15 protein-coding genes are annotated in these 15,410 nt (G+C 61.0%); 12 read left to right on the top strand and 3 right to left on the bottom strand.

The window, feature by feature from the left end; translation table 11 throughout:
• Positions 1 to 2 precede the first annotated feature (2 nt).
• The 3 genes from KCX70_RS15685 to pdxH all read left to right on the top strand — a co-directional run bounded on the left by KCX70_RS15685 (position 3) and on the right by pdxH (position 2,671).
• Positions 3 to 1,151, top strand: a complete 1,149-nt coding sequence (locus KCX70_RS15685; protein WP_212618092.1) for a serine hydrolase domain-containing protein — start codon at positions 3 to 5, stop codon at positions 1,149 to 1,151.
• Between the two features lie 138 nt (positions 1,152 to 1,289).
• Positions 1,290 to 1,919 carry an OmpA family protein gene (locus tag KCX70_RS15680; protein ID WP_021206603.1) on the top strand — a complete coding sequence of 210 codons (630 nt, stop codon included), beginning with the start codon at positions 1,290 to 1,292 and terminating at the stop codon, positions 1,917 to 1,919.
• A gap of 104 nt (positions 1,920 to 2,023) precedes the next feature.
• A complete protein-coding gene (gene pdxH / locus KCX70_RS15675) occupies positions 2,024 to 2,671 on the top strand; it encodes a pyridoxamine 5'-phosphate oxidase (protein ID WP_212618091.1) in 648 nt (215 codons plus the stop codon).
• A 200-nt stretch (positions 2,672 to 2,871) separates the two neighbouring features.
• On the opposite strand, the gene KCX70_RS15670 is transcribed toward pdxH, so the two are convergent.
• Positions 2,872 to 3,108, bottom strand: a complete 237-nt coding sequence (locus KCX70_RS15670) for a hypothetical protein (RefSeq protein ID WP_212618090.1) — start codon at positions 3,106 to 3,108, stop codon at positions 2,872 to 2,874.
• Positions 3,109 to 3,289: 181 nt separating this feature from the next.
• On the opposite strand from KCX70_RS15670, the gene KCX70_RS15665 reads away from it, so the two are divergent.
• The 7 genes from KCX70_RS15665 (at position 3,290) to KCX70_RS15635 (ending at position 9,749) form a co-directional block, all read left to right on the top strand.
• Positions 3,290 to 3,751: a glycine zipper domain-containing protein gene (locus KCX70_RS15665; RefSeq protein ID WP_021206600.1), complete on the top strand. Its 462-nt coding sequence runs from the start codon at positions 3,290 to 3,292 to the stop codon at positions 3,749 to 3,751.
• A gap of 287 nt (positions 3,752 to 4,038) precedes the next feature.
• The gene (locus KCX70_RS15660) at positions 4,039 to 6,831 is read left to right on the top strand and encodes a monovalent cation/H+ antiporter subunit A (protein ID WP_212618089.1); all 2,793 of its coding nucleotides are present in this window, start codon (positions 4,039 to 4,041) and stop codon (positions 6,829 to 6,831) included.
• The gene (locus KCX70_RS15655) at positions 6,831 to 7,160 is read left to right on the top strand and encodes a Na+/H+ antiporter subunit C (RefSeq protein WP_021206598.1); all 330 of its coding nucleotides are present in this window, start codon (positions 6,831 to 6,833) and stop codon (positions 7,158 to 7,160) included. The genes KCX70_RS15660 and KCX70_RS15655 overlap by 1 nt, the downstream gene beginning before the upstream one ends.
• Positions 7,157 to 8,659: a monovalent cation/H+ antiporter subunit D gene (locus KCX70_RS15650; RefSeq protein ID WP_212618088.1), complete on the top strand. Its 1,503-nt coding sequence runs from the start codon at positions 7,157 to 7,159 to the stop codon at positions 8,657 to 8,659. Before KCX70_RS15655 ends, KCX70_RS15650 begins: the two co-directional genes overlap by 4 nt.
• Entirely contained in the window at positions 8,656 to 9,156 is a 501-nt protein-coding gene (locus KCX70_RS15645) for a Na+/H+ antiporter subunit E (protein ID WP_021206596.1), read from the top strand. Before KCX70_RS15650 ends, KCX70_RS15645 begins: the two co-directional genes overlap by 4 nt.
• Positions 9,141 to 9,410 (top strand): K+/H+ antiporter subunit F, encoded by a 270-nt coding sequence (locus KCX70_RS15640; protein WP_021206595.1) that lies wholly within the window; start codon positions 9,141 to 9,143, stop codon positions 9,408 to 9,410. The genes KCX70_RS15645 and KCX70_RS15640 overlap by 16 nt, the downstream gene beginning before the upstream one ends.
• 9 nt (positions 9,411 to 9,419) lie before the next feature.
• Complete coding sequence (locus tag KCX70_RS15635; RefSeq protein WP_021206594.1) at positions 9,420 to 9,749, top strand: Na+/H+ antiporter subunit G; 330 nt, start codon at positions 9,420 to 9,422, stop codon at positions 9,747 to 9,749.
• A gap of 17 nt (positions 9,750 to 9,766) precedes the next feature.
• On the opposite strand, the gene KCX70_RS15630 is transcribed toward KCX70_RS15635, so the two are convergent.
• Complete coding sequence (locus KCX70_RS15630) at positions 9,767 to 12,469, bottom strand: [protein-PII] uridylyltransferase (protein ID WP_212618087.1); 2,703 nt, start codon at positions 12,467 to 12,469, stop codon at positions 9,767 to 9,769.
• Positions 12,470 to 12,510: 41 nt separating this feature from the next.
• Entirely contained in the window at positions 12,511 to 13,293 is a 783-nt protein-coding gene (gene map / locus KCX70_RS15625; protein WP_021206592.1) for a type I methionyl aminopeptidase, read from the bottom strand.
• A 299-nt stretch (positions 13,294 to 13,592) separates the two neighbouring features.
• On the opposite strand from map, the gene rpsB reads away from it, so the two are divergent.
• Together rpsB and tsf are read left to right on the top strand one after the other, a co-directional pair.
• Positions 13,593 to 14,333, top strand: a complete 741-nt coding sequence (gene rpsB, locus KCX70_RS15620) for a 30S ribosomal protein S2 (RefSeq protein ID WP_021206591.1) — start codon at positions 13,593 to 13,595, stop codon at positions 14,331 to 14,333.
• A 126-nt stretch (positions 14,334 to 14,459) separates the two neighbouring features.
• Positions 14,460 to 15,329 carry a translation elongation factor Ts gene (tsf, locus tag KCX70_RS15615; RefSeq protein WP_021206590.1) on the top strand — a complete coding sequence of 290 codons (870 nt, stop codon included), beginning with the start codon at positions 14,460 to 14,462 and terminating at the stop codon, positions 15,327 to 15,329.
• Positions 15,330 to 15,410: the final 81 nt, after the last annotated feature.

Here is a 15,410-nt window from a genome sequence, read left to right as displayed (position 1 = left end):
GCGTGCAGATCCATGGATATTTCGATCTTCGTTTCGAAGCGGTCAAAGAGACCTTCAGCGACCTGTTCGAACATACCCAGCAGCGCGGGGCTGCTGTTTGCGTCAAGGTCGGAGGCGAAACGGTGGTCGACCTCTGGGCTGGTGTGGCGGACAACGCCGGCGAGCAGCCATGGCAAGAGGACACCCTGGTCAATCTGTTTTCCTGCACCAAGACCTTCACCGCCGTCGCTGCCCTGCAACTGGTGGCCGAGGGCAAGCTGCAACTGGACGAACCCGTTGCGCGGGTGTGGCCTGAATTTGCCGCCAACGGCAAGCAGGCCATCACGTTACGGCAGCTACTCTGCCATCGGGCCGGTTTGCCGGCCATTCGTCAGCCGCTCCCGCCTGAGGCGTTATATGACTGGGATACGATGACGGCAGCGCTGGCGGCCGAAAGCCCATGGTGGACCCCAGGCGACGGTCATGGTTACGCTGCGATTACCTACGGCTGGCTGCTCGGAGAGCTGATTCGCCGCGCCGACGGCCGCGAGCCGGGTGAAGCGATCGTCGCACGCACCGCTCGGCCCCTGGGTCTGGATTTCCATATCGGTCTGGCCGAGGCTGAATTCGATCGTGTCGGTTACCTGACCCGACAGAAGAACAACTTCGGCGATGCCGCCGCCCAGCGCGTGTTCAAGGCCCTGACCGGCGATCCGCAGTCGCTTACCGCACTCGCTTTCACCAATCCGCCATCGATCATGAACAGCGCCAACAAGCCGGAGTGGCGCCGGATGGCTCAACCCGCCGCCAACGGACACGGCAACGCGCGCGCGCTGGCCGGATTCTATGACGGGCTGCTGCGCGGCGAACTGCTCGAAGACGAGCTATCGGCCGAGATGACGCGTGAGCATTGCATCGGTGAAGACCGCACTTTGCTGAGCCGCACCCGTTTCGCCCTCGGTTGCTGGCTGGATCAACCGGACGTCGAAAACGCGACCTTCTCGATGGGGCCGGGCGCTTTCGGGCATCCTGGCGCTGGGGGCTGTATCGGCTTTGCCGATCCGCATTATGATGTCGCGTTCGGGTACGTCACCAATACGCTCGGGCCGTACGTACTCATGGACCCACGCGCGCAAGCGCTGGCCAGGAGCGTCAAAGCCTGCCTGGACTGAACCGCTCGTCTGTTCTTCCCGGGTGGGCTTTTCAGAACAAGGACCTGCGTCCACAATTTGAGACAAATCCTTGCTTAAGCTGCGTGCTCACCTTACGCAGCTTGTATTCGCAAAAAATCACCTACGGAATCGTGGCTCATGAACTGGCTGAAAAGCGCCTCTCTCATTCTTTGCATCGTTATGGCTGGTTGCAGCTCCAAGGGCGAAAAGCCGGTCGAAGTCGCCGCAGTCCCGGAGCCGGTGCTGGACCGGGCCTGGCTGGATGATTACGAGCCGCGTTTGCGCGAGGCATTGAAAGACAGCCGCTTCGAGGTCGAGCGCCGCGACGGTGTGCTGATCGTCACGGCTCCCGTCGATTCATCTTTCAATCCCGACCGTCCTGGCATGCTGTTGCCCGTCACGCTTGGCCCCATTAGCCGTGTGGCGAAGCTGGTGGAAGGTGACGATAAAACGGCTGTCGTCGTGCTGGGGCATGCTGACAGCACTGGTTCGGCTGATATCAATCGTGACATCAGCCGCAAGCGTGCCGGCGCCGTTGCGGCGATCTTCCGTCTCAGCGGTCTGAAGCACGACCGGTTGCGCATTCGTGGCCTGGGTTCGGATATGCCCCGCGCCTCGAACGAAAACGAAGAAGGGCGCGCACTGAACCGTCGCGTGGAGATGATGCTGGCCCCTCAGGCGACGCTGTTGGCGTTGATTGCCCAGTACAGCGAGACACCTGCCACACCTACCCAGGTGGCTACGGTAGAAGTCGCCAAGAGTAAATAGAGCCTCGCCGAGCGCATCTCCCCGGTGCGCTTTGCGTTGAGTCAAGAGAGATCTGCGCGCAAACAAGTAAGCTCTGGCTTCGACTCTTTACAGGAATCGCTGTGATGACCCAGACCCTGGCCGATATGCGCCGCGACTATACCCGCGAGGGCCTCAGTGAAGCCAACGCGCCGGACGAGCCATTCGCACTCTTCCGGCAATGGTTCGAAGATGCAGTGAAGACAGAACAGCTACCCGTCGAGCCGAACGCAATGACCCTGGCGACGGTCGATGCCGATGGGCGCCCCCATTGCCGCGTGCTGTTGCTCAAGGTGCTGGATAAACGCGGTTTCACTTTCTTCAGTAACTATGACAGTGCCAAGGCCGAGCAACTGGCAGCTCGTCCGTTCGCGGCGATGACCTTCTTCTGGCCGAGCCTGGAGCGCCAAGTGCGAATCGAGGGACGGGTGGAAAAGGTCAGTGCCGAGGAGTCTGACGCCTATTATCAGGTGCGCCCGCTGGGTAGCCGTCTGGGGGCTTGGGCTTCGCCCCAGAGCCGAGTGATTAGCGACCGCGCGGAACTGGAGCGGCTTCTTGCCGAAACCGAACAGCGCTTTCTTGATCAAGCGCCGCATTGCCCGCCGCATTGGGGGGGCTACCGATTGCTGCCTGAGCGAATCGAGTTCTGGCAGGGGCGCCCCAGCCGTTTGCATGACCGCCTGAACTATCGCCATGTTGCGGGTACCTGGCAGCGAGAGCGCCTGGCACCCTGAGTCGCAGACGGCACCACCACGGTGCTGTCTCCAGGGTCGAAATCTGCTTGCGACCCGCAGCCACGCGAAGGCCTCGGTCGCGGCCAGAGGCCGCTCCTACAGAAGAACCAGCACGTCCTGATCCATGCGAAGACGAACACCATTCTCTGTAGGAGCAAGCTCTGCTTGCGACCCGCAACCGCGCGCCGGCCCGCTCCGCGTCAGCGCTCGTGGTAGCGCTCCAGCTCGCGTTCGAGCCAGGGCTGCAAGTCCTTCCTCTTGACCCGCGCCTGTTTTGCGGCAGCCAGCCGCTGCAATGCCCATTCGCGCTTCTGCGGGTCGTCTCCAGCTAGCGATAACGCCAGATCCCTATCAGCCCAGCGCCGGAAGCGAACGAACAGCCAGGCGTGGAAGATCAGTCCGGCTAGCGTGACCACCGTGATGATGAAGTAATCCATGGATATGCTCGTGAAGCGGCCCGGCTAAGCGATGTGCATGCGAGGCGGGATCGCCTCGGGTAAAGTGGGGTCCTAATTGCAGGCATGCTGAGTCAGGACGACGCCTTTGCCAAGCGTCATTTCGCCACGGCGTCTGCTTGATCCGGTTGGGACGAACATCTTTTCCCAGGAGAATACATCTATGCGTAACTCCATTTTCATTGCGTCCTTCACGGCGATCGCGCTGGCCATCGGCGGTTGTACATCGAACCTTACCGGAGATTCCTATTCCCGGGACGAGGCGCGTACGGTGCAGACCGTTCGCTATGGAACCATCGAATCACTGCGTCCGGTGAAGCTCGAGGGTACCAAGACGCCAATCGGTAGCGGCGCCGGTGCGGTCGTCGGCGGTATTGCCGGCAGCGGCGTCGGTGGCGGTCGTGGTAGTGCGGTCGCAGCCGTGATCGGCGCAGTGGCGGGTGGCATGCTCGGCGCGGCGGCGGAAGAGGGTATCACCCGCGCGCAGGGCGTCGAGATCACCGTGCGCGAGGATGATGGCAACATGCGTGCCTATGTCCAGGAAGTCGAGCCGAATCAGGTGTTTCGTGTGGGCCAGCGCGTGCGCATCATGACCGTCAATGGCACCAGTCGTATCGCTCCCTGAGCCCGTTCGCTCGGCGGGCCGGTGAGCGCAGCAGCAAACCGCCCCCGCTGATGGAAACGAGAGGGGTCGTTGGCGGGCGATTCATGCTTGCCGCGTATTGAAATGGCGTGGCTCGAATACCGTGTTACGGTCGTTCGGCCGCGCCTTTTCGTTTTTCGAAATACATCAACTCATGACGTTGTTGTAATCGGTATGGATAATCGGCGCACACCGCAGGCGCGGGGCTTGGGCTCGGCTGGCCGTAACGGATAACTGCCGCGTGCGCGCGCGGCTCAAGGGGTTTTTTCATGGCGCTTGCGCTGATCATCGCTTTGCCATTTCTTGGCATTTGCCTGCCGCTGCTGCTCGAGCGTTTCGGCAGGTCTGCCTGCGCATTCGGTGCTGGCATGGCGCCGTTGTTGGCTTTGGTACTGCTGTTGTCCAAGCGTGCGGCAGTGTTTGGTGGCGAGACGCAGATAGTGACCGTGCCCTGGCTTCCGGAGCTGGGCTTGAATCTCAGTCTCAGGTTGGATGGACTGGGCTTCCTGTTTGCCTTGTTGATCCTGGGCATCGGCCTGCTGGTCATCCTCTACGCGCGCTACTACCTGTCTAAAAGCGAGCCAATGGGTCGCTTCTTCAGCTTCTTTCTGCTGTTCATGGGCGCCATGCTGGGCGTCGTGCTGGCCGAAAACCTGCTGTTGATGTTGATGTTCTGGGAGCTGACCAGCCTCTCCTCGTTCCTCTTGATCGGCTTCTGGCATCATCGCTCCGATGCACGCCAAGGCGCCCGGATGGCGCTCACCGTGACGGGTGGGGGAGGGCTCGCCTTGCTCGCAGGAATCCTGCTGGTGGGCCATATCGTGGGCAGTTTCGAGCTGAGCACCGTGCTCGTCTCTGGCGACCTGATACGCGCAAATGCCCTGTATCCGCTGACGCTGATCCTGATCCTGCTAGGGGTTTTCACCAAATCGGCGCAGTTTCCCTTTCACTTCTGGCTGCCCCAGGCCATGGCCGCACCGACCCCGGTATCGGCGTTTCTGCATTCGGCAACCATGGTCAAGGCCGGCGTATTCCTCCTGGCCCGCCTGTATCCTGCGCTATCCGACTCGGAGTGGTGGTTCTATCTGGTCAGCTTGACGGGCCTGGCGACGCTGTTGATCGGAGCCGTGCTGGCGCTCTTTCAGCACGATCTCAAGGGGCTGCTGGCGTACTCGACCATCAGCCACCTCGGCTTGATCACGCTGTTGTTCGGGCTCGATTCGCGGCTGGGACCGGTGGCGGCGATCTTCCACATCATCAACCACGCCACGTTCAAGGCGTCACTGTTCATGGCCGCCGGCATCATCGATCACGAGACCGGAACGCGCGACATGCGCCGCATCAACGGGATGCTGAAATACATGCCTCACACGGCGGCGCTGGCGATGGTGGCGTCGCTGGCGATGGCCGGGGTGCCGTTGCTCAATGGTTTCCTGAGCAAGGAAATGTTCTTTGCCGAGACGTTGGATCAGCACCTGCTGGGTAGCTTCTACTGGACGATTCCCGCTCTGGCTACCCTGGCCAGTGCCTTCTCGGTCGCCTACTCGCTGCGTTTCGTGCATGACGTCTTCTTCAATGGCGAGCCCATCGACCTGCCCAAGTACCCGCCGCACGAACCCGCCCGGTACATGAAGATTCCCGTCGAGATCCTGGTGCTGCTCTGCCTGCTGGTCGGCATGTTGCCGGCCTACACGGTGGCGCCGTTGCTGGCCGCGGCGGTGGCCGGCAGCCTGGGTGGTGATGTGCCTGAATACAGCCTGGCGATCTGGCACGGCGTCAATCTGCCTTTGACCATGAGTTTCGTAGCCCTTGGCGGCGGCTTGCTGATCTATCTGATGCGCAAGTGGGCGTTCCGCTGGTACGACGGATTGCCGCGCGTCGATTCCCTGCAGGTCTATGCGCGCGTGGTCAACGATATCGCCGCCACCGCGCGCTGGGTGACTGAACGGATGGAGAGCGGCTCGTTGCAGCGCTATCTGGCGCTCGTTCTGCTCAGCTCGTTGCTGGTGGTCGTCTATGCATTGACGCCGTTGCGTTCCCTGAGAGGCTCGGTGGCGATGACGCCGCTGGACGGCTTTACCGTGCTCGGGCTGGTCATACTGGTGCTGGCTTCGGTGATGACCGTGCTGTTCCATCGCCGCCGGCTCACGGCATTGATGGTGCTCAGCGTGGTCGGCCTGCTGGTCTCCCTGGTGTTCGCGCGTTATTCCGCACCGGACCTGGCGCTGACCCAGATTTCGGTCGAGGTGGTGACCATCATCCTGCTGATCCTGGCATTGTTCTTCATGCCTGATCGCACACCGGTCGAGTCGAGCAGCTTGCGCAGTTTTCGTGACCTGATACTCGCGGGCACGTTCGGCACCATGGTCGCGCTGCTCGCCTACGCCGTCCTGACGCGCCCGTACGACAGCATTGCCAGCTACTTCCTGGAAAACAGCCTGTCGGGTGGCGGCGGCAGCAACGTGGTCAACGTCATCCTGGTGGACTTCCGCGGATTCGATACGCTCGGTGAGATTTCGGTGCTGGCCATTGCCGCCGTGGGCATCTATGGCCTACTAAACGGGCTGCGCCTGCCGCATCCGGTTCGCGACTACGGTGGGCGTCTATGGTCAACCGACCGTCATCCTATGGTGCTCGATACGCTTTCCCGGGTGCTGTTGCCGATGGCGTTGCTGGTGTCCGTTTTCATCTTCCTGCGCGGGCACAACCTGCCCGGAGGCGGCTTTATCGCCGGTCTTATCACAGCCGTTGCGTTGATCCTTCAGTACATCTCCCATGGCGTGGTCTGGGCGCAGCAGCGGCAACCGTTCAGCTATCACAGCGTGGCGGGCCTTGGCGTGCTGATCGCTGGACTGACCGGGCTCGGCAGCTGGCTGTTCGGCCGGCCATTCCTGACGTCCGCGTTCGGCCATTTCCATCTTCCGCTGATCGGCGAGTTCGAGCTGGCAACGGCGATGATCTTCGATCTGGGCGTTTACCTGACGGTAGTCGGTGCGACGTTGCTGATCCTTTCCAACCTGGCGCATGTCAGCCAGGACGAGTCGTGCAAGGAGGTGCTTTGATGGAGGCGGTGTTCGCGATAACGCTCGGAGTGATGATGGCCAGCGGTGTCTACCTGCTTCTTCGCGCCCGGTTGTTTCCGGTGGTCATGGGGCTGACCCTGATTTCCTACGCGGTCAATCTGTTCATTTTTGCCATGGGTCGCCTTGCCTCGGGTATCCCGGCCATTATCGGGCAAAGCGCCGAGTACAGTGATCCGCTGCCGCAGGCGCTGGTGCTGACCGCCATCGTCATCGGCTTCGCCATGACGGCGTTCGTGGTGGTGCTCTCGCTGCGTGGTCTGGGCGAATTGCGTACCGACCACGTTGACGGTCGGGAGCCGCGCGAATGAATCATGCGTTGATCCTTCCGCTGCTGCTGCCGTTGTTGATGGGGTGCGTGTTGCTGCTGGCGCACCGGCAGAGCATGCAGGTCAAGCGCGGCTTGTCGCTGATTGCAACCTGGCTGCTGATCCCGCTGACCCTCGTGCTGCTAACGCAGGCGGATTCCGGTGTGCTGACGGTGTATCGGTTGGGCGACTGGCGGCCGCCATTCGGCATCATGCTGATGCTTGATCGGCTCAGCGCCTTGATGCTCGTCGTCACCGCGGTGCTCGCGGGCTTTGCGGTGCTCTATGCGGTACGCGGCGATGACGAGCGCGGCCCGAATTTCCATGCGCTGTTCCAGTTCCAGCTGGCGGGTATCAATGGCGCCTTCCTGACTGGCGACCTGTTCAACCTGTTCGTGTTCTTCGAAATCCTGCTGATTGCCTCGTATGCATTGCTGCTCCACGGACACGGCGCCAAGCGTGTTCGTGCGGGCGTTCATTATGTGGTGCTGAATCTGCTGGGCTCGTCGTTGTTCCTGATTGGCGCCAGCATGCTGTACGGCCTGACCGGGACCCTGAACATGGCCGACCTGGCGGTGCGCGTCAGTGCCGCCGACCCGGCCGATGCTCCGTTACTGGCGGCGGCGGGCTTTCTTCTGCTGGTGGTGTTCGCGTTGAAGGCAGCCATTCTGCCGTTGTATTTCTGGTTGCCGCGCGCCTACGCCTCGGCGACGGCGCCTGTCGCAGCGCTGTTCGCGATCATGACCAAGATCGGGCTGTACGCCATCATCCGCGTCTTCGTCCTCATCTTCGGCAGCCAGGCCGGAGCGCTGAGCAACATGGCGCTCGACTGGCTGTGGCCGCTGTCGATGCTGACGTTGGCGGGCGGCGTGTTGGGGGCGCTGGCGGCGCGCAACCTGCAGATCCTGCTGTCCTACCTGGTGGTGGTCTCGGTCGGCACTTTGCTGGCGGGCGTTGCGCTCGGTACGGAGGCGGGGTTGGCAGCGGCGCTTTATTATCTGCTGCACAGCACCCTGGTCTCCGGTGGGCTGTTTCTCCTGGCTGACGTTATCGCCCGACAGCGTGGCGATACGGCCAGCGAACTGATTTCGGCGCCGGCGCTAAAGCAGCCTTTGCTGCTCGGTACGCTGTTTTTCGCCGGCGCTATTTCCATCGCCGGGCTGCCACCGTTTTCCGGCTTCCTGGGTAAGGTCATGTTGTTGCGAGCGGTCCCTCCGACTATCGATGCGGCGCTGCTCTGGCCAGTGATTCTCGTCGGCGGGCTGGGAATGCTGATCGCCCTGGGGCGCGCCGGTAGCATGGTTTTCTGGCGTCCGAGCGCGGCGGTCAGCGTTGGTCGGGCGGCCGACAATGTTCGCGTATCGGCGGCATTCGGGCTGTTGCTCGGCAGTGTGGTGCTGGTCGTCGCGGCGCAACCGATCCAGGCGTACATGCAGGCAGTCGCCGCGCAGCTGTTCGATCTTGGGCCCTACCTGGAAATCGTTCGAGGGCACGACCAATGATCGCTCGTGTATTACCCAATCCGGGCCTGACCCTGCTGCTGACGCTGCTCTGGCTGATGCTCAACAACACGCTGAGCGTTGGCCAGGTTCTGCTTGGCCTGGTGCTTGGTTTGGCGATCCCGCTACTGGTGCAGGGGTTCCTGATCGACCTGCCGAAGGTTCGCCGTCCGCTGAAGCTCTGCCTGTTCAGCCTGAAGGTGTTCTACGACATCGGCGTTGCCAATCTTCACGTGGCCAAGCTGGTGCTGGGGCCGACCAGTCGCCTGCAACCGGCATTTGTCGAGGTTCCGATGGACATCGAACACCCCTTCGTTCTCGCCGTGCTGACGAGCATCATCTCGCTTACCCCTGGTACGGTATCGGCTTCGTTGCGGTCGGATCATCGGGTGCTGTTGATTCACGCGCTCGATGCGCCCGACGCCGAAGCGCTGGTCGCCGAGGTGAAGAACCGCTACGAAAAGCCCTTGCTGGAGATGTTCCAATGCTCACGTACGTGATTCCGCTGTGCATGGCACTGGTCGGGTTGGGCGCTGTCCTGAACGTGATTCGACTGGTCCGCGGCCCGGACATGCCCGACCGGGTACTGGCGCTGGACACGCTGTACATCAATGCGCTGGCGTTGATCGTCCTGTTCGGTATCTGGCTGGCGTCCGATCTGTTCTTCGAGGCGGCGTTGCTCATCGCCGTAATGGGTTTCGTCGGTACCGTTGCGGTGGGCAAGCACCTGTTGCACGGCGAAATCATTGACTGAGGGCTGAAGATGTCATTCTGGATCGAGTTGCTGGTCAGCGTCTTTCTCGTCGTCGGCAGTGTGTTCGCGTTGGTCGGGGCGATCGGCCTGTACCGTCTGCCCGATTTTTTTACCCGGCTTCACGGCCCGACGAAGGCCAGCACCATGGGCGTGGGTGGCATCGTGTTGGGTTCGATGATCTTCTTCGGCAGCCAGGGCGAAGGGCTGAGCGTGCATGAAGTGCTGATCACCCTGTTCCTGTTTCTGACCGCTCCGGTGAGCGCCCACGTCCTGGCCAAGGCGGCGATGCAGCAGAGGCTGCCGTATACCGAGCGGACCCGCGGCAAACCCTGGGATTGATCTGCCTCGACGCGTCTTCAGATAACGAAACTGCTGGGGGAGGGCTGATGCTCGTTTTCCTGCGAGAGCTGCTTGATCATCGCCTGCTGCAGTCGCATGCACAGTTGCGGGTCCGACAGCGGCTGATTATCTGCATTGGTCACGAAGAACACGTCCTCGACACGCTCCCCCAGTGTCGCGATCTTGGCGTTCTGTACCGAGAGATCGAAGTCGAGGAATAGCTGGCCGATACGCGCCAGGAGTCCGGGACGGTCGGGCGCCACCACTTCGATGATCGTCTGCGGTCGCTGTGTGTCGTTGTGGATGGTGACCTGCGGCGGGAAGGCGAAATGCTTGAGCTGCCGCGGCACGCGCTTCTGGATGATGGTCAGGTAGTCTTCCGGGTTGCGCAGGGCATCGATCAATCCCTGGCGAATTTCCTCGGTGCGTTCGGGGTCGTTGCCGATCGGCGTACCGTCGGCGTCCAGGACGATGTAGGTGTCGAGGGTGAACTGGCTGCTGGACGTGATGATGCGGGCGTCGTGGATGTTCAGGTTGAGCTGGTCCATCGCAGCGACCGTGACCGCGAAGAAATCGTGCTGGTCGGGTGCATAGATGAAGATCTGCGTGCCGCCTTCGAACTCGCGTTGCGTGGTCTCCTTGATCAGGACCAGCGGACCGCCATCGCTCGGATGCTCGATGATGGCCTCGGTGTGCCAGGCGACGTCGGTGGAGCTGTGGCGCATGAAGTAATCGTCACCCAGCTGGGACCAGAGCTGTTCCGCGTCGTCGGGGTCGGTGCCGTTGCGCACCAGGTTGTCGAGCGCGGCACGTTGGGTCTGGCGTATCTGCTCCTCGCGGTCCAGCGGGTTTTCCAGGCCGCGGCGCAGGGCCCGTTTGGTCTCGGTGTAGAGTTGGCGTAGCAGGCTGGCCCGCCACGAGTTCCACAGCGTGGGGTTGGTCGCGTTGATGTCGGCGACCGTCAGCACGTAGAGATAATCCAGATGGGTCTCGTCGCCGACCTGCTGGGCGAAATCGTTGATCACCTGCGGATCGGACAGGTCCTTGCGCTGCGCGGTGGTGGACATCACCAGATGGTTTTCTACCAGCCAGACCACCAATCGCGTATCCCATGCCGGGAGCTTGTGACGCGTGCAGAATGCCTGGGCATCCACCGCGCCCAACTCGGAATGATCACCGCCGCGGCCTTTGGCGATGTCGTGATACAGCCCGGCAATGTAGATAAGTTCGGGTTTGGGCAGGCGCTCCACCAGCTTGCTGGCCAGCGGGTATTTCTCTGCCACCCCGGGCTTGCTCAGCTTGCGCAGGTATTTGATGACGTTCAGGGTGTGGGCATCGACCGTGTAGATATGGAAGAGGTCGTGCTGCATCTGCCCAACGATATGGCCGAATTCCGGCAGATAGCGCCCTAGGATTCCGTAGCGGTTCATTCGCCGAAGGTTGCGGTGAATACCTTCCTTGCACTTGAACAGCTCGACGAACAGGCTGGTATTGCGAATATCGCCTCGAAAATCATCATCGATCAGATAGCGATGATCGCGCAGCAGGCGAATCGTCTCCGCTCGAACACCTTTGATTTCCGGGTGCTGCGCGAGCAACACGAAAATCTCCAGGATCGCGAAAGGCCTGCGCTTGAATACCGTGTCGTTAGCGACCTCGAGATAACCGTCGCGTACCAGAAAGCGACTATTGAGCGGCTCGGCCTTGCCGCTGTCGCCTTCCCAGAGAATGACTTCCGCGAAGTGCTGGCCCACCAGATCGCTGAGCTCCGAAATGCTCATGACCACGCGGTAGTACTTCTGCATGAAGCGTTCGATCGCCAGCTTGGCGTCGCTGTCCTCGTAGCCTAGCAACGCAGCCAGGCTGCGTTGATGATCGAACAGCAAGCGATCTTCGGCGCGCCCCGCGAGCATGTGCAGGCCGTAGCGCACGCGCCAGATGAACTCCTGGCTGGAAACCAGCAACGAATACTCGCCCTCGGTCAGAAAGCCCTGGTCAACGATCGCACCGAGGTTCAGGCTGCCGAACTGGCGTCGCGCGATCCAGAGGATCGTCTGGATATCACGCAGGCCGCCGGGAGAGCCTTTGACGTTCGGCTCCAGGTTGTATTCGGTGTTGTTGTATTTGGAATGGCGCGCCGCCTGCTCGTTGCGCTTGGCGAGAAAGAACTCCTTGCTGGGCCACATTTCCGATGGGCTGGTGACCTTCAGCATCTTTTGTCGCAGATGCTCGGGGCCGGCAATGGTGCGGCTTTCCATCAGGTTGGTAATGACGGTCAGGTCGGCACGGGCTTCCTCGGCGCATTCCTGGACAGAGCGCACGCTCTGGCCGACCTCCAGGCCAATATCCCACAGCAGGGTCAGGAACCCTTCGATCGAGTTGCGGAATTTCTCGTGATCGCTGTCATCGAGCAGGATCAGCAGGTCGATATCTGAATAGGGGTGCAGCTCGCCACGACCATAACCGCCTACGGCGACCAGTGCGATCTCGGCGCCGCTGTCCCAGTCGAAGCGTCCCCAGGCGGCCCGCAAGATCTGATCGATGAACCAGGCGCGATCTTCGATCAGGCGGCGGATGTCACGGCCCGCCACGAAGCGGGCGTCGAGAACTTCCCGGGCCTTGCGAATGACTTTCTTGAAGGCGGCGATGGGGCTGGCCTTGAGTGCCAGCTCAGCCTGGAACTGGCTGCCGTCGAACAATTCGGGATCAACCTGAGGCATGCCGTCGCCCTCCGTCAGAGCATCGTTAGGTTAAGCCGCGATCATGGCGACGTGCGGGCGATGGTGTCATCGCTGCGCAGGGTAAAGATCTCGTAGCCGTCAGCGGTAACGAGAATGGTGTGCTCCCACTGCGCCGACAGCTTGCGGTCCTTGGTGATCGCAGTCCAGCCGTCGCCGAGCAGGCGTGTCTCCGAACGACCCTGGTTGATCATCGGTTCGATGGTGAAGGTCATGCCTTCCTTCAGTTCGAGACCGGTGCCGGCGCGCCCGTAGTGAAGTACCTGGGGCTCCTCGTGGAAGACCTTGCCGATGCCGTGACCGCAGTATTCGCGAACGACCGAGAAACCGTTCTTCTCGGCGTGCTTCTGGATGACTTCGCCGATATCGCCAAGACGGGCGCCAGGGCGAACTATCTCGATTCCTTTATATAGGCATTCCTGGGTGACCTTGCACAGGCGCTCGGCCCATTCCGGGGTCTTGCCGACCATGAACATCTTGCTGGTATCGCCGTGATAGCCGTCCTTGATGACGGTGATGTCGATATTGAGGATATCGCCATCCTTCAACGGCTTGTCGTTGGGTATGCCGTGGCACACCACATGGTTGATCGAGGTGCAGATCGACTTCGGGAAGCCCTTGTAGTTGAGCGGGGCGGGAATGGCCTGCTGAACGTTGACGATGTGATCATGGCAGAGACGGTCGAGCTCGTCGGTGGTGACGCCCGGCTTGACGTGCTCACCGATCATTTCGAGCACCTCTGCGGCGAGGCGACCGGCGATGCGCATTTTCTCGATATCTTCAGGTGTCTTGATTGAAACGGTCATGCAACCCTCTTGGCGCCAAGAGGCGCAGGCGGAAAAACGAAGGCGCAAATGATAAACCAAATGGGCCGAGAGCCGATAAAGGCGCTGGAGACTGAAGGCTGAACGGGAAGGGCAGTGCGCAGGGCTGTTTGAAATCTGCCTGGCCTCCTGCTCGTCTTTATGCTATAAAACGCGCCGCTCTGCGGGACTGCCCGCCGAGCCTGACCCCACACACGTGTCGACACGGTATCCTGGGTGCTCGAAAGAGTTGGATATCGGGACGCGTGGAGGCCTAACCCGACTTATTCTGAGGAAGTCCCATGTCTCAAGTCACTATGCGCGATATGCTGAAGGCCGGTGTGCACTTCGGCCACCAGACCCGTTACTGGAACCCGAAGATGGATAAATACATCTTTGGCGCGCGTAACAAGATTCACATCATCAACCTCGAAAAAACCCTGCCGATGTTCAACGACGCCCTGCGTTTCGTTGAGAAGCTGGCAGCTGGCAAGAACAAGATTCTGTTCGTCGGCACCAAGCGTTCCGCTGGCAAGATCGTCCGTGAAGAAGCCGCTCGCTGCGGTTCTCCGTACGTCGATCATCGCTGGTTGGGCGGCATGCTGACCAACTACAAGACCATCCGTGCCTCGATCAAGCGTCTGCGCGACCTGGAAGTCCAGTCCCAGGACGGCACCTTCGAGAAGCTGACCAAGAAAGAAGCCCTGATGCGTACCCGCGACCTCGAGAAGCTCGAGCGCAGCCTGGGTGGTATCAAGGATATGGGCGGCCTGCCGGACGCCATGTTCGTGATCGACGTCGATCACGAGCGCATCGCGATTTCCGAAGCTAACAAGCTGGGCATCCCGGTTATCGGCGTTGTCGATACAAACAGCAGCCCGGAAGGCGTCGACTACATCATCCCCGGTAACGATGATGCCATCCGCGCCGTGCAACTATACCTGGGCTCCATGGCTGATGCCGTGGTTCGCGGCCGTCAGAACACCGCTGGTGGAAATGACGAGTTCGTCGAAGAAGCAGCTCCTGAGGCGGCCCAAGGCTGAGCGCAACAGTCGCCTAGCTGATACCCGTTGAACAAGGAGGGGGCTATGCCCCCTTTTTGCCACTTCCGAATTGATCGTCCGATTGCTGGACGATGATCGAAAATCGAATCGAGAGGATTTGCGAACATGGCAGAGATTACTGCAGCCCTGGTTAAAGAACTGCGCGAGCGTACTGGCCAAGGCATGATGGATTGCAAAAAAGCACTCACCGCTGCCGGTGGTGATATCGAAAAAGCCATTGATGACATGCGCGCCGCTGGTGCGATCAAGGCTGCGAAGAAGGCCGGTAACATCGCCGCTGAAGGTTCGATCGCCGTCAAGGTTGCCGACGACAACAAGCGTGCCGTGATTATCGAAGTCAACTCGCAGACCGACTTCCTGGCCCTGCAGGACGACTTCAAGAATTTCGTCAGCAGCAGCGTGGAAAAAGCCTTTGCCGAGAACATGACCGATGCCGCTCCGCTGATCGCGGCGCAGGAAAGCGATCGTGAAGCCCTGGTGGCCAAGTGTGGCGAAAACGTCAACATCCGCCGCCTGACTGCGGTTGAAGGTGACCTGATCGGTTCCTATCTGCATGGCCATCGCATCGGTGTGCTGGTTGCCCTGAAGGGTGGCAATGTCGAGCTGGCGAAGGAAATCGCCATGCACGTCGCCGCCAGCAACCCGCAGTTCCTCGACCCATCGCAAGTGTCCGAGGAAGCGGTGGCCAAGGAGAAGGAAATCTTCATGGCGCTGAACGAAGACAAGATCAAGGGCAAGCCTGCCGAGATCGTCGAGAAGATGGTTGCTGGTCGTATCAGCAAGTTCCTGGCTGAGGCCAGCCTGGTCGAGCAGCCGTTCGTCAAGGATCCGGATGTCAAGGTTGGCGAACTGGCGAAGAAGGCCGGTGCCGAAATCGTTTCCTTCGTTCGTTACGAAGTAGGCGAAGGCATCGAGCGCGCCGAGGTCGACTTCGCTGCCGAAGTAGCTGCACAGGTCGCCGCTACCAAGCAGTAATACGCTTGCGCTGTCCTCGAAGAGGCTGCCCGCTCACGCGCGCGGCCTCTTCGTCGGATTGGTGGGCGGAAAAGTTTTTTC

This window comes from Stutzerimonas stutzeri, assembly GCF_018138085.1.
Classification (GTDB): domain Bacteria; phylum Pseudomonadota; class Gammaproteobacteria; order Pseudomonadales; family Pseudomonadaceae; genus Stutzerimonas; species Stutzerimonas stutzeri_AI.
Note: the sequence above shows the minus strand (reverse complement) of the source record. Positions and strands in the feature narration are given on the sequence as shown.

What these genes read in the sequence shown, in the direction of transcription:
- KCX70_RS15680 (WP_021206603.1), top strand. Translation starts at nt 1,290, where the DNA reads ATGAACTGGCTGAAAAGCGCCTCTCTCATTCTTTGCATCGTTATGGCT.
- pdxH (WP_212618091.1), top strand. Translation starts at nt 2,024, where the DNA reads ATGACCCAGACCCTGGCCGATATGCGCCGCGACTATACCCGCGAGGGC.
- KCX70_RS15670 (WP_212618090.1), bottom strand. Translation starts at nt 3,108, where the DNA reads ATGGATTACTTCATCATCACGGTGGTCACGCTAGCCGGACTGATCTTC.
- KCX70_RS15665 (WP_021206600.1), top strand. Translation starts at nt 3,290, where the DNA reads ATGCGTAACTCCATTTTCATTGCGTCCTTCACGGCGATCGCGCTGGCC.
- KCX70_RS15660 (WP_212618089.1), top strand. Translation starts at nt 4,039, where the DNA reads ATGGCGCTTGCGCTGATCATCGCTTTGCCATTTCTTGGCATTTGCCTG.
- KCX70_RS15655 (WP_021206598.1), top strand. Translation starts at nt 6,831, where the DNA reads ATGGAGGCGGTGTTCGCGATAACGCTCGGAGTGATGATGGCCAGCGGT.
- KCX70_RS15650 (WP_212618088.1), top strand. Translation starts at nt 7,157, where the DNA reads ATGAATCATGCGTTGATCCTTCCGCTGCTGCTGCCGTTGTTGATGGGG.
- KCX70_RS15645 (WP_021206596.1), top strand. Translation starts at nt 8,656, where the DNA reads ATGATCGCTCGTGTATTACCCAATCCGGGCCTGACCCTGCTGCTGACG.
- KCX70_RS15640 (WP_021206595.1), top strand. Translation starts at nt 9,141, where the DNA reads ATGCTCACGTACGTGATTCCGCTGTGCATGGCACTGGTCGGGTTGGGC.
- KCX70_RS15635 (WP_021206594.1), top strand. Translation starts at nt 9,420, where the DNA reads ATGTCATTCTGGATCGAGTTGCTGGTCAGCGTCTTTCTCGTCGTCGGC.
- KCX70_RS15630 (WP_212618087.1), bottom strand. Translation starts at nt 12,469, where the DNA reads ATGCCTCAGGTTGATCCCGAATTGTTCGACGGCAGCCAGTTCCAGGCT.
- map (WP_021206592.1), bottom strand. Translation starts at nt 13,293, where the DNA reads ATGACCGTTTCAATCAAGACACCTGAAGATATCGAGAAAATGCGCATC.
- rpsB (WP_021206591.1), top strand. Translation starts at nt 13,593, where the DNA reads ATGTCTCAAGTCACTATGCGCGATATGCTGAAGGCCGGTGTGCACTTC.
- tsf (WP_021206590.1), top strand. Translation starts at nt 14,460, where the DNA reads ATGGCAGAGATTACTGCAGCCCTGGTTAAAGAACTGCGCGAGCGTACT.